The 12,853-nt window shown below is 73.3% G+C and carries 12 protein-coding genes and 1 tRNA gene; 4 read left to right on the top strand and 9 right to left on the bottom strand.

Going from position 1 to position 12,853, the window contains the following annotated elements; genetic code table 11:
* Positions 1-55: 55 nt before the first annotated feature.
* Genes EXE48_RS04690 through gatB form a run of 4 tightly spaced genes read right to left on the bottom strand, consistent with a single transcriptional unit; the run spans position 56 to position 2,646 of the window.
* A complete protein-coding gene (locus EXE48_RS04690; RefSeq protein WP_137710855.1) occupies positions 56-544 on the bottom strand; it encodes a GNAT family N-acetyltransferase in 489 nt (162 codons plus the stop codon).
* Positions 541-762, bottom strand: coding sequence for a ubiquitin-like small modifier protein SAMP2 (gene samp2, locus EXE48_RS04685; protein WP_053771900.1), 222 nt, complete (start codon positions 760-762; stop codon positions 541-543). The genes EXE48_RS04690 and samp2 overlap by 4 nt, the downstream gene beginning before the upstream one ends.
* 52 nt (positions 763-814) lie before the next feature.
* On the bottom strand, positions 815-1,129 hold the full coding sequence (locus EXE48_RS04680) for a hypothetical protein (RefSeq protein WP_053771901.1): 315 nt from the start codon (positions 1,127-1,129) through the stop codon (positions 815-817).
* Between the two features lie 29 nt (positions 1,130-1,158).
* Entirely contained in the window at positions 1,159-2,646 is a 1,488-nt protein-coding gene (gene gatB / locus EXE48_RS04675; RefSeq protein ID WP_137710854.1) for an Asp-tRNA(Asn)/Glu-tRNA(Gln) amidotransferase subunit GatB, read from the bottom strand.
* A gap of 313 nt (positions 2,647-2,959) precedes the next feature.
* Between gatB and EXE48_RS04670 the strand changes: the two genes are divergently transcribed.
* Together EXE48_RS04670 and pyrE are read left to right on the top strand one after the other, a co-directional pair.
* Complete coding sequence (locus EXE48_RS04670) at positions 2,960-6,154, top strand: PAS domain-containing protein (protein ID WP_137710853.1); 3,195 nt, start codon at positions 2,960-2,962, stop codon at positions 6,152-6,154.
* 49 nt (positions 6,155-6,203) lie between these two features.
* Positions 6,204-6,749, top strand: a complete 546-nt coding sequence (pyrE, locus tag EXE48_RS04665; RefSeq protein WP_053771904.1) for an orotate phosphoribosyltransferase — start codon at positions 6,204-6,206, stop codon at positions 6,747-6,749.
* A 27-nt stretch (positions 6,750-6,776) separates the two neighbouring features.
* Here pyrE and EXE48_RS04660 read toward each other — a convergent pair whose 3' ends face one another.
* On the bottom strand, positions 6,777-7,739 hold the full coding sequence (locus tag EXE48_RS04660; RefSeq protein WP_053771905.1) for an AAA family ATPase: 963 nt from the start codon (positions 7,737-7,739) through the stop codon (positions 6,777-6,779).
* 158 nt (positions 7,740-7,897) lie between these two features.
* Here EXE48_RS04660 and EXE48_RS04655 point away from each other — a divergent pair.
* Positions 7,898-7,982, top strand: a tRNA-Ser gene (locus EXE48_RS04655).
* 93 nt (positions 7,983-8,075) lie between these two features.
* Here the strand turns inward: EXE48_RS04655 and EXE48_RS04650 are convergent.
* The 3 genes from EXE48_RS04650 to EXE48_RS04640 are packed head-to-tail and all read right to left on the bottom strand — an operon-like array spanning position 8,076 to position 11,355.
* Positions 8,076-8,699 (bottom strand): diacylglycerol/polyprenol kinase family protein, encoded by a 624-nt coding sequence (locus tag EXE48_RS04650; protein ID WP_121600816.1) that lies wholly within the window; start codon positions 8,697-8,699, stop codon positions 8,076-8,078.
* A 4-nt stretch (positions 8,700-8,703) separates the two neighbouring features.
* The gene (gene glyS, locus EXE48_RS04645) at positions 8,704-10,506 is read right to left on the bottom strand and encodes a glycine--tRNA ligase (protein ID WP_137710852.1); all 1,803 of its coding nucleotides are present in this window, start codon (positions 10,504-10,506) and stop codon (positions 8,704-8,706) included.
* Positions 10,507-11,355 (bottom strand): CBS domain-containing protein, encoded by an 849-nt coding sequence (locus EXE48_RS04640; protein ID WP_053771908.1) that lies wholly within the window; start codon positions 11,353-11,355, stop codon positions 10,507-10,509.
* A gap of 301 nt (positions 11,356-11,656) precedes the next feature.
* Between EXE48_RS04640 and EXE48_RS04635 the strand changes: the two genes are divergently transcribed.
* On the top strand, positions 11,657-11,878 hold the full coding sequence (locus tag EXE48_RS04635; RefSeq protein ID WP_053771909.1) for a DUF7556 family protein: 222 nt from the start codon (positions 11,657-11,659) through the stop codon (positions 11,876-11,878).
* Between the two features lie 50 nt (positions 11,879-11,928).
* Here the strand turns inward: EXE48_RS04635 and EXE48_RS04630 are convergent, their stop codons facing one another.
* Positions 11,929-12,831, bottom strand: coding sequence for a ketopantoate reductase family protein (locus EXE48_RS04630; protein WP_137710851.1), 903 nt, complete (start codon positions 12,829-12,831; stop codon positions 11,929-11,931).
* Positions 12,832-12,853 lie beyond the last annotated feature (22 nt).

Here is a 12,853-nt window from a genome sequence, read left to right as displayed (position 1 = left end):
ACCATACTGGAAAATCTCAGTCAGCCGCGAGTCGGACGCGCCGCTTGCGCGGGGGTCAGTACCTCTCGCGACCGTCTGCGGAGATCCGCCCTTCGAGGCGCTCCGAGCGTCCGTCGGCGCCGTCGTCCGCCCCTCCCGCCGGGCGGACCGCGAACCCGAGGCCCTCGTAGAACCCCCGCAGCTCGGCGTCGAACGTCGCGGTGACGGCCGCGACAGCGGGGTCCGACGCCCCCCGGTCGAGCGCGGCCGCGACGAGCGCGGCGCCGATCCCTTCCCCTCGGCGCGCCCGCCTGACCGCGACGGCGTCTACGTGGAGTCGGTCCGGGCCGGGTCGCACGGCGACCAGCGCGCCGACGACGCCGTCGGTCCGCGCGGAGCGGGCGACGAGCGCGTCACCCGCGTCGATCCGACTGTCGACGGTCGCCGCGTCGGTCGAGAGCATCGCGGCGTCGAGGACCCGGAGGACGTCGAGGCGGTCGCCGGGCGTCGCCCGCTCGACGGTCACGTCCGCGGGCAGATCGGGGCGAGATCCCTCGGCGGTCACGGCGGGCCTCTCGCGCCCGTTCCGCCCTTGATAAGCCGCAGGACCCGCACCTCCGCGGCGTCGACGACGCGGTCGCCCGGGACCGGCGAGCCGTCGACCAGCGCGGACGCCTCCTGCGGGTGGTAGCCCGCCGCGCGGATCAGGTCGTCGTACGTCGCGTCGGCGGCGAGGCTGTACTCGTCGGTCCCCTCGCCGACGACCTCGACGGTCACGTCCATGTGCGCGGTAGCGGGCGCGGCGGCGTCAATCGCACGGTTTCGGCGGCTCGGCTCAGTCGCCGGCCGGCTCGCGGACGTTCCACGTATAGAGGAACCACGCGACCGCGGCGCCGACGGCGACCGCCACCAGCGCGCCGGGCCGCGGGATAGCACCGGTCCACGCGTCGACGACGAGGAGGCCCGTCGCGGCCGCGGCGACGACCAGCACGCGCGCCGCGTCGCGCGCGAGTTCGGCCTCGCGCTCGGGCGGCAGGTCGCCGTCGTAGCCGGCTATCAGGTCGGCCGCGTCGCCGCGGCGGATCGCCCACGCGAGAAGGAGACAGAATCCGCTGACGTGGCCGACCAGGACGGTTTCGACGATCGCCATGGCGCGTTGTCGGTCGCGTCGACCGCGGCTCAGCCGTCGAGCTCCTCGCGGAGCAGGCCGTTCACCTGGCCGGGGTCGGCGCTGCCGCCGGTCGCCTGCATCACCTGGCCGACGAGGAAGTTGATCGCGCCCTCGTCGCCGTCGTGGTAGTCGGCGACCGCGTCGGGGTTCTCGTCGATGGCGGCCGCGACCGCGGCCTCGACCTCGCCGCTCTCGGCCTTGCCGAGGTCCTCGCGCTCGATGATCGTCTCGGGGTCGTCGCCCTCGTCGAGCATCTCGCGGAGGACGGTCTCCTCAGCGTTCTTCACGGTCAATTCGTCGGCGGCGACGAGCTCGATCAGGCGCGTGAACTCGTCGAGACGGTCCTCGACGTCCGTGATCTGCATCTCGCGGTAGTTGAGCTCGCCGAGTAGGTTGTCGGCGACCCACGTCGCCGCGAGGTCGGGGTCGAACTCGCTGGCCACGTCCTCGAAGAAGTCCGCGACCGCCTTCGTGGAGGTGAGCTTCGAGGCCGCCTCGCGGTCGAGCCCGTACTCGTCCCGGAAGCGCTCGCGGCGGGCGTCGGGCAGCTCCGGGATCGCGATCTGCTCTTTCCAGTCCGCCACCTCCAGCGCGGGGAGGTCGCCCTCGCGGAAGTAGCGGTAGTCCTTCTCGGCCTCCTTCGAGCGCATCCCGACGGTGACGCCGCGGTCCTCGTCCCAGTGGCGGGTCTCCTGTTCGATCTCGCGGCCGCGGCGGAGGACGTTCTCCTGGCGGGTGACCTCGTAGGCGAGCGCCTGCTCCGCGCCCTTGTGGCTGGAGATGTTCTTCACCTCGGCGCGGTTCACCTCGTCGAGCGCGTCCCCGTCGATCGTCCCGTCCTCGGCGACGTGGTCGGCGGGGACTAAGGAGACGTTGGCGTCGACGCGCAGGCTCCCGTCGCGGCCGGGGTCGAACACGCCGAGGTACTCCAGCACCTCCTCCAGCTTGGCGAGGAACGCCCGCGTCTCGGCCGGCGAGCGGAAGTCCGGCTCCGTGACGATCTCCATCAAGGGGGTGCCCGCGCGGTTGTAGTTGACGAGGGTGTGGCTCGCCGACTCGATGGAGCCGCCGGCGTGCTGGAGGCTGCCGGGGTCCTCTTCGAGGTGCGCGCGGGTGATCCCGATGGTCCGCGGGTCGCCGTCGACGCGGACCTCCAGTTCGCCCTCGGCGCAGATCGGCGCGTCGTACTGCGTGAGCTGGAAGTTCTTCGGGAGGTCGGGGTAGTAGTAGTTCTTCCGGTGGAACGTGGTCGTCTCGGGGATGTCGGCGTCGATCGCCTTCCCGACCTTCACGGCGGCCTCGACGGCGGCCTCGTTGAGGACGGGGAGCGCGCCCGGCAGCCCGAGGCAGGTCGGGCAGGTGCGCGTGTTCGGCGCCTCGTCCTCGGCGGGCTCCGTCGAGCAGCCGCAGAAGATCTTCGTGTCGGTCTCGAGCTGGACGTGGACCTCCAGCCCGATCACGACTGTCCGGTCCGCCGTCGCGGCCTGCGTGCTCATTACCGGAGCGTTGTGAGCGGGCCGCCTAAATCGTGTCGGGACCGTCGCCGCCGACGCCGACCGGTCGGCCGCGGTCAGGACGCGGCGAGGCACCGCCGCTATCGATTCCGAAAACGGGGAGGGAACGATTATGAGGGGGACGTTCGTAGCAGAGCCGATGACCGACGCGACGAGCCGGGAGGGCACCGAGCCGAACGGGGTCGGCGAGCCGGCCGTCCCTCCGGTCCGGCGACGAGAGGCGAGAGGACCGCGGCCGGGATGACGGCCGCAGACAGCCCCCGCCGCGGACGACCGCGACGCACGCCCGCGACAGATGCCTGGTGAGTCGACGCTCCATCTCGGAGAGCCGGTCGACGCCGCGTGGGGGACCCTCCCGGAGGGGACTCGGACGGTCCCGCACGGCGACCGGGGGAGCGACGGCGACGGCGTCGGGTGCCCGGACGCGGTGATCGTCCGGCTGCGCGACGGCGCGGCGGGCGAGCGCGGCCGCGCCGTGCGTGACCGGCTGCGGGCGGTCCGCGACCGCTACCCCGACGCGACGACGCTCGCGTACACCGTCGAAGACGACCCTGACGCGGCGATCGACGCGGGCCGGCTCGGGGTCGAGTACGCCTCCGGGCGCCGGCTGGCGGCCGACGCCGAGACGCTCGCGGACCGCCTCGACGCCGGGCGGGAGGACCGACGACCCGACGACACGCCGCGTCGGGAGCGCGAGGCCGCCCTCGAACCGTTCATTCGGATCGTCTCGGACCGGACGACCGACCTCGACGAGAAGCTCGACGAGCTGTTGGCGCTGGGACGCGACCGGCTCGGCCTCTCAATCGGCTACTCCTCGCGGGTCGAGGGCGACCGGATCGAACTCCGGCAGTACAGCGACGGGACCGGGACGGTGGCGTCGCTCGCCGAGGGCGCGCTCGACGACGACGGGACGCTGCCGCTGGACCTGACCTACTGTAAGCGGACGGTCCGGAGCGACGACGTGGTCGCGTTCACCGACCCCGAGGCGGCGGGCCTCGGCGACGACCCGGCCTACGAGGCGTTCGGCTTCGGCAGCTACGTCGGCGGCCGGGTCGTCGTCGACGACGAGACGTTCGGGACGCTCTGTTTCCTCGACCCGGAGCGACGCGGCCGGCCGTTCGACGAGAGCGAGCGGCTGTTCGTCGAGCTGCTCGCCGACTGGTTGGGGCGGGCGCTCGAACGGCGAGTCGCCCGCGAGGAGCGCGAGGCGGCCGTCGACCGATTCGAGGAGACCCTTGAACGGGTCGACGACGCCTTCTTCGCGCTCGACGACGACTGGCGGTTCACCTACGTCAACGAGCGGGCCGCGGCGCTGTTAGAGCGCGACCCCGACGAGCTGCTCGGCGCCGACGTCTGGGCGGAGTTCCCGGCGGCGATCGGCGAGGAGTACGAGACGAACTACCGGCGGGCGATGGAGACGCAGGAGTCCGTCTCCTTCGAGAGCTACTACGAGCCGCTGGACCTGTGGACGGAAGTGACCGCGTACCCCTCGCCCGACGGGCTCTCCGTGTTCTTCGCGGACGTCACGGAGCGAAAGCGCCGCGAGCGGATCCTCGAACGGCTCCTCGGCACCGTGGAGGGTATCCAGCGGGCCGACGGCAGGGAGGCCGTCGCCGACCGGCTGGTCGAGGCCGCCGACGAGGTGTTGGGGTACGAGATCAGCGGCGTACGGCTGTACGACGCCGACGCGGACCGGCTCCGGCTGGTCGCGACGAGCGACGGGGTCGGCGACCGGTTCGCCGACAGCCGCGGGCCGCGCCGCCCCGGCGAGGGGTTCACCGGCGGGGTGTTCGAATCGGGCGACCCGCGGGTCATGGACGACATCGAGGCGCTCGGCGACGGGCGGTCGTACCACGGGATGCGCTCCGTCGCGGCGGTCCCGCTCGGCGATCACGGCGTGGTCGTCGTCGGCGCCGTCGAACCGAGCGCCTTCGGCGAGGACGACGTCGCCGTCCTCGAACTGCTGGCGACGAACGCGGTCGCCGCGATGGACGCCGCGGACCGCCGCCGCCGGCTCCGGACCTACGAGGACGCGCTGAAGAACGTCGACGACATGGTGTGCGTGCTCGACGGCGACGGCGCCGTCACGTACGCCACCGCGCCGTTCGTCGCGTGGTTCGGGGCCGACGACCGCGACGAGGTCGTCGGGGAGCGGCTCGACGCGCTCGTCGACGCGGCCGACGCGCCGCGGGTGGCCGACGCGGTCGGGGCGCTCACCGACCCGACCGCCGACGCCGGCGGCGACCCCGCGCCGGCCCGGACGATCGAACTGACCGCCGAGCGCGACGGCGACCCGCGGCCGCGGCACGGCCAGCTGCGGCTGTCGCGGCTCTCCGACCACGGGGGCGGCGTCGTCGGGTCGCTGAGCGACACGACGGACCTCCGGCGGACGCAGACCGAGCTGTCGACGGAGCGCGACCGCTTCCGGCGGCTGTTCGACCGGATCCCCGACCCGGTGATGGAGGTCGTCTTGGAGGACGACGAGACGGTGATAGACGGGGTCAACCCCGCGTTCGAGCAGCAGTTCGGCGCGGACGAGGCGTCGCTCCGCGGCCGGACGATCGGCGCGTTGGACATCCAGGACGACCGGCTGGGGGACAGCGAGCGCGACGGCGACGAGGAGGCGGACCTCGACGCGCTGGTCCGCGAGCGCGGGTTCGCGACGCGCGAGGTCCGCCGGCAGACCGTGGACGGCCCGCGGGAGTTCCTCTTCCGCGGGTTCAGCTACGAGACGGAGGGGACCCGGCGGGCGTTCGGGATCTACACGGACATCACCGACCGGAAGCGCCGCGAGCGGTACGTGCGGATCGTCAACCGGATCCTCAGGCACAACGTCCGGAACGAGCTGAACGTCGTGTTCGGCTTCGCCGGCGAGATCGCCGACCGCAGCGACGACGGGCAGGTCGGCGACTTCGCGGAGCGGATCGAGGCCACGGGCAAGCGGCTGGCGGGCGTCGCCGACGGCGCCACCACGCTCCGCCGCGTCGTGGAGGAGGGGTACGTGACCGACCCGGACGCGGTCGACGTGGCCGAGGTCGTCGACGAGGTCGCGTCGAAGCACGCGACCGAGCGGCCCGACGCCCGGATCACCGCCGACGCGCCGGCGGGGACCGCGGTGCGCGGCGACGACCGCCTCTCGGTCGCCGTCGACCACCTCGTGGAGAACGCCGTCGAGCACGGCGGGGACGCCCCGCGCGTCGCGGTGACCGCCGAGCGCGACCCGGACGACGGGGTCGTGGCGGTGCGCGTCGCCGACGACGGCCCCGGGATCGCGGCCGCGGTCCGGGACGTGATCACCGGCGACAGCGAGGTGACGCAGCTACGGCACAACACCGGCGTCGGGCTGTGGATCGTCGCCTGGGTCGTTGAGGCGTACGGCGGCGAGATCCGGTTCGGCCCCGGGCTCGACGGCGAGGGGACGACGGTGACGCTCGTGCTCCCGGCGGCGGAGCGGAGCGCTCCGGGGCTCGACGGCGGGGACGAGCGGTAGCCCTCCGCGTTCCGACCCGTTTATTGTCGGCGGCGGTCCGTCTCCGTGTATGACCGACGACCGACGACGCGAGCTGATCGCCGCGCTCACCGCGGCCGACGCCGTCCGGTTCGGCGAGTTCGAGCTGTCCCACGGCGGCACGAGCGACTACTACGTCGACAAGTACCTCTTCGAGACCGACCCTGACGCCCTGACGCTCGTCGCCGAGGCGTTCGCCGACCGGCTCGCCGAGACGGACGCGAAGCTGGCGGGCGTCGCGCTCGGCGCGGTCCCGCTGGTGGCCGTCACGGCCGCGGAGCTCGGCCGCCCGTACGTCATCGCGCGCAAGCGGGCGAAGGAGTACGGGACGGGCAACCGGATCGAGGGGCGGCTCGACGACGGCGAGGAGGTCGTCGTCATCGAGGACATCGCCACGACGGGGCAGTCCGCGGTCGACGCGGTCGAGGCGCTCCGCGAGGCGGGCGCGACCGTGGACCGCGTGCTGGTCGTCGTCGACCGCGAGGAGGGCGCCGCGGAGCTGCTCGAAGAGCACGACGCGGAGCTGGCGTCGCTGCTCACGGCGACGGAGCTGCTGGCGGAGCGGGACGCGGAGTAGCCGGGGCGCCGCGGCCCGGAGAGCGCCTCAGGCCTCCGGCGGCTCGACCGTCGGCACCGCGACGCGGTCGAGCACGTCGGCGATCACGTCGCGCTCGTCGACGTCGTTGACGGCGGCGTCGGGCGTCAACACGAGGCGGTGGGCGAGCGTCGGCTCCGCGACGCGCTTCACGTCGTCGGGCGTGACGAACTCGCGGCCGGCGACGACCGCCGCCGCGCGGGCGGTCTCGAAGAGCCGCTGGGTGCCGCGGGGGGAGACGCCGGCCTCGACGCGGCGGTCCTCGCGGGTCGCCCGCGCCAGCGCCGCCGCGTAGCGCAGCAGGTCGTCGTCGACGCGGACCGACTCGGGCACCTCCCGCAGCGCCGCCACGGCGTCGGGGTCGAGCACGCGGTCGACCGTCGGCGACTGCTCGACGCGACCGGCCCGGCGCCGGAGCAGCTCCAGCTCGCCGTCCTCGTCCGGGTACCCGATGGAGGTCTTGATCGTGAACCGGTCGAGCTGGGCCTCCGGCAGCGGGAACGCGCCCTCGCTCTCGACCGGGTTCTGGGTGGCGATCACGTAGAACGGACTCGGCAGCTCGTGGGTCTCGCCGTCGACGGTCACCTGCCCCTCCTCCATCGCCTCCAGCAGCGCCGCCTGCGTCTTCGGCGGCGCGCGGTTGATCTCGTCGGCGAGGACGACGTTCGCGAAGATAGGTCCCGGCGAGAAGGTAAAGGAGCCGTCGCGCTCGTCGAACACGTTGGTGCCGGTGACGTCGGCGGGCAGGAGGTCGGGCGTGAACTGGATCCGGGAGAACTCCAAGCCGAGCGCGGTCGCGAACGAGCGCGCCGAGAGGGTCTTGCCGGTGCCCGGCACGTCCTCCAGGAGGACGTGGCCGCGGGCGAGGATGCCGAGCGTGACGCGGTCGAGGAACTCGCGGTCGGCGACGACGGCGCCGCCGACCTCGTCGACGACGCGAGAACAGGCGTCGGCCGCTTCGGGGACGTCCATACCGATCGCATGGGAGCCGGGCCGAAAAGCGTTGCCGGAAGCGGAGACCGCGGGGGGACAGGGGCGCCCGGACCCCGGCGCGGTCGGCGGCGATCGGAGCACCGCGCCGCGGGCGCGATCGAAACGCATAACAGCGGAACCGGCCAACCGAATAGTGAGCCGAGGTAGCCTAGCCTGGCCAAGGCGGTAGATTCGAAATCTACTGTCCATTCGGACACCGGAGTTCAAATCTCCGCCTCGGCGCTTCTCTCAGCCCGATTCGGCGAGCGACGGCGCCGTCGCCGCTCAAACTAAGCGGAGTCGAGCGACCGCACTACGCAGTCTCAGTCGACCCCGCTACGCGATCAGCGCCGCCGCGAGGAACATCCCGCTCGCGGCGGCGGGCGGGATGGTGAGGTTGTCGTCGAGGGCGACGCCGCGGACGAGCGGCGGGAGCCCGTCCGCGACCGCGGCGGGGACCGCGCCCGCGAGCGCGACGATCACGCCCGGGTCGGGGCCGAACGCCGGGATCGCGTACGGGACGGCGATCCCGAAGCAGACGAACACCATCGCCGCGACCACGGGGATCCGCTTCGGCTCGGTCGCCGCGTTCTCGCCGAGGCCGCCGCTTATCGGGTCGCCGACCGAGAGCATCCACATCGCGGGCACGGCGAACACCGGCGCGAAGACGAGCGCGGTGCCGGCCATGCTCACCTGATACAGCGCGTAGCCCGCGACGCTGTCGGACTCGTAGTCGCGGACGAGCGCGTCGTACAGCGGGTCGAGCGGGCCGACCGACCCCGATAGTCGGAGCGTTTCGAGGACGGCCGCGACGGCGACGCTCACGAGGAGCAGCCGGCCGGTCGTGCGCCACGAGATCCAGCCCAGCAGGTACGGGACCGGGTACAGCGTTCCGCTCGCGTGGACCAGCCGCCGCTCGAACTCCACGCGCTCGCGCCACGCCGCGGCCGGGAGCGTCACGCCCTCAGTTCCCCGCGGTCTCGACGTCGGTGTCGACCGCGTCGTACCGGTCCGCGACCGCGGCGAACGGCTCGCCCTCGCGCAGCGCCGTCAGCTCGGCGGCGAGGTCCGCGACGGGGATCCGGACCTGCGCCGCGGAGTCGCGCTCGCGGAGCGTGACGGTGTCGGGGCCGTCGCCCTCGATGCCGTCGCGGTCGACCGTGACGCAGAACGGCGTGCCGACCTCGTCCTGCCGACGGTAGCGCCGGCCGATCGAGCCGGAGTCGTCGTACGCGACCGCGAGCCCCGCGGCCCGCAGGTCGGCCGCGACCTCGTCGGCGAGCGCCGTGAGGCGGTCGTCGTTGGTGACGAGCGGGAAGACCGCGGCGTCCTGCGGCGCGACCTCGGGCGCCAGGGAGAGGTACGTCCGCTCCTCGCCGTCGACCTCGTCGGTCTCGTAGGCGTGCGCCAGCAGCGTCTGGACGGTGCGACCGACGCCGAACGAGGGCTCGACGACGTGGGGCGTGATGTGCTCGCCGCTCTCGGTCACCTCCTCTACGGAGAAGTTCGCGACGTCGGCGTCGACCGCGTGGGTCTCCGCGTCGTCGCCCTCGCCGACCGTCACCTCGACCGTCTCGCCGTCGAAGGCGTCCGGGTCGCGCTCGGCGAGCGCTTCGAGCGCGTCCGCGACCGCGGCCGCGTCGCCGCCGAACTCCGGCCCCAGCACGGACATGTCGGGGTCGACCGTCGCGCGCTCGACCGTCTTCGGCTCGTCGTAGCGCTTGAAGACGGTGAACGCGTCGTCACCGTACTCGTCGTGCTTCGAGAGGTCGTAGTCGCCGCGGTACGCGAAGCCGGCGATCTCGATCCAGTCGCCGTCGACCTCGCTCTCCGCGTCCCAGCAGTCGGCCGCGTAGTGGGCGCGCTCGCCCGCGAGGTGCTGGCGGAACCGGAACCGGTCGAGGTCGACGCCGACGCGCTCGTACCACTCCTGCGCGACGCCGAGGTAGTAGCCGACCCAGGGGGAGCCGATGACCCCCTTGTCGACCGCCTCGCCGACCGTCGTGTCGAGGTAGTCGCCGTCGTCGGCCTCCTGCTCGGTCGCGGGGTACAGCCGGACCTCCACGTCGCGGACGCGGTCGAGCGGCGGCTCGTCCTCCTCGGGGTCGATGAACTGCTCGAGCTCGGCCTGCGTGAACTCGCGGAGCCGGAGGAGCCCGCCGCGCGGCGAGATCTCGTTGCGGTAGGCGGGGCCGACCTGGGTGATGCCGAACGGGAGGTTCCCGCGGGCGTACTCCTTCAGCCGCGGGAACTCGACGAAGATCCCCTGCGCCGTCTCCGGGCGGAGGTAGCCGGGCTGGGCGTCGCCGGGACCGATGTCGGTCGCGAACATGAGGTTGAACGCCTCGACCGGCTGGCCGGCGAGTTCGGTGCCGCAGGCCGGGCAGGCGATCCCGGCGTCGGCGATCAGCTCGGCGACCTCCTCGCCGGGGAGCGCCTCGGCGTCCTCGACGTCGGTGGCGTCCTCGACGAGGTGGTCGGCGCGGTGGGACTCGCCGCACTCGGGGCACTCGACGAGCATGTCGTCGAACCCCTCCAGGTGGCCGGAGGCCTCGAAGACGGCCTCGGGCATCACCGTCGGCGCCTCGATCTCGCGGTTCCCCTCGCGGATGGTGAACCGGTCGCGCCACGCGTCCTCGACGTTCCGCTTGAGGGCGGCTCCCTGCGGCCCGAACGTGTAGAAGCCGGCGGTGCCGCCGTACGCGCCGTTCGAGCCGAAGAAGAACCCGCGTCGCTTCGCGAGTTCGGCGAGCGCGTCCGCGGCCATCTACAGCCCCTCCAGCAGGTCCACGTCCCGGACGATGCCGTCGAGGTCCGTGCCGGAGACGAGCGGGACCTGCTCGATGTCGTTGCTGATGAGCTCCTGGGCGACCTCCCGCGCCGTCCGCGTGGCGTTGACCGTGATCAGGTCCTCGGTCATGAAGTGGCGGACCGCCTCGGCCGGGATCTCGACGTTCCGGGTCGGGAGGTAGCGCGCGCCGGTCGCCTTGATCCCCTCCCAGGACCACTCGGAGTCCTCCTCGGCGATCGAGTCGCCGGTGCTGGCCTCGCCCTCGACGACGCGGGCGACCTCCAGGATGTCGACCTCGGTGAGCATCCCCGCGACCGCGGCCTCGTCGTCGAGGACGACCGCGTACGGGACCCCGGAGAGCCCGATCTCGCGCTCGGCGACCGGCAGCGGCGTGCCGGCGTGGGTCGCGTTGACGGCGCGCGTCGCGAGCTCGCCGACCTGGGTCTCCCCGTCGACCTCGCCGCGAGCGATCGCCCGCACCACGTCGGTGACGGTGAGGATGCCGACGAGCTCGTCGCCGTCGACGACGGGGAGGCGCCGCGACTCCTCCCCGGCCATCGTCCGGGCGGCCTCGACCATGTCGTCGTCGGCCCCGACGGTCGGCACCTCGCGCATCAGCAGCGCGAGCTGGTCCTCGTCCGGCTGCTCGATCAGGTCGTCGCGCGTGACGAGCCCGCGGTACACCTCGTCGCCGTCGACGTCTTTCACGACCGGCACCGAGGAGAAGCCGTGCTCTTGAATGTACTCCAACACGTCGTTGCGGCTCCCGGGGATCTCGACGACGACGAGTTCCGACCGGGGCGTCATGGCGTCTGCGACGTTCATGCCCGTCATTCAGCGTGACACCTCTTGTATACTGCGAAGGTGGGCCGAGACGGACCGCGTGGCGCACGGGGGAACGCCGGCCGCGCGCGGAGACGCGCGGAGCCGGAATCCCCGGCGCGGAAGCCTCCGGCGCGGGAGCCCCCGGCGAGCCGATGAGAAACTCGACACGTTCGAGCACATCGTCGGCCGAGGGGCCGCGCACGGGGAGATACGTCGGCCGGCAGTCGCCGGAAACTCGGATCTAACGGGGGATTCCGGTCGGGTTCGCAACTCTTATACGTACTGTGAACTATTCACAACCATGTCACGGAGTTCCACTCCTTGGGACGACCCGGACCCCGACCGCCGTCGGACGGCCCTGCCGACGGACCCGGCGCTCGACGCCGCCGAGGCGCCGGACGTGATGGCGTCCATCGACTCCTCGTCGTCGCGGCCGGAGCTCGTCATCGCGGACGTCTCGCGGGAGGACGCGTGGGTGTCGGTCGACGAGACCGACGCGACCGTCCTCGAGGAGTGGTGTTGAGCGCGTAGCGGCCGCGGACGCCGCCCGAACTGGCCCTTTTCGCGGTTCGTCTACCCCTGCCGGAGCCCCCGCGCCGCCTCCCAGCCGCGGATCAGCGACCCGACGGTCCGGCACGTCGGAACCGCCACGGCGTGACGCTCCGCTCGGTCGGCGATCGCCCCGTAGACGGCGTCGACCTCGGTCCGGCGGCCGTTCGCCACGTCCTCGCACATCGACGACCGGTTCGCGGCGGTGTCGTCGGCGACGCGCTCGACGGCCGCGACCGCCCGGTCGTCGGCGAGGTCGACCCCGACCGCCCGGGCCGTCGCGGCCGTCTCGCGGGCGGCCTCGCGGGCGACCTCGCCCGCCGGCCCGTCCAGCGTCGGCCCGTTCTCGGTCCGCGCGAGCGCGGAGGGGCCGTTGATCCCGGCGTTGACCGCGAGCTTCTCGAAACGGCGGACCGGCATGTCCTCGGCGGCGACCGCCTCGATCCCGGCCGCCTCGAAGGCGGCGCCGACCCGCGCGGCCGCCGGGCTCGGGCCCCCGGAGAGCGCGCCGACCACCACTTCGCCGACGCCGGTACAGGTGACCCGGCCCGGCTCCGCGAACCGGGCGCCGTAGGTCGCGGTGCCGGCGAGGACCATCGCGTCGAGCGCGGCGACCAGCCGCTCCTCGGTGAGCCCGTTCTGGAGCGAGCAGACCGCGTCGTACTCGCCGGTCGCGAGCGCCCGGGCGGCCGCGTCGGTGTCGTACGCCTTCGTCGTGACGAGGGCGAGGTCGGCGGCGCGGTGCCGCCCGTCGGTGAGCGCGCGAGGGGTGACGCGGGCGTCGACCGCGCCGTCGATCCGGAGGCCGTCCTCCCGGATCGTCCGCATGTGCGGGTCGCGGCCGACGAGCGTCACGTCGTGTTCGCGCGCCAGCAGCCCGCCCACGAGGCTCCCGAGCGCGCCGGCGCCGTAGACGAGCACTTCCATACCGACGGCGACGGGCGCCGGC

Source organism: Halorubrum sp. ASP1 (genome assembly GCF_005435135.1).
Classification (GTDB): domain Archaea; phylum Halobacteriota; class Halobacteria; order Halobacteriales; family Haloferacaceae; genus Halorubrum; species Halorubrum tropicale.
Note: the sequence above shows the minus strand (reverse complement) of the source record. Positions and strands in the feature narration are given on the sequence as shown.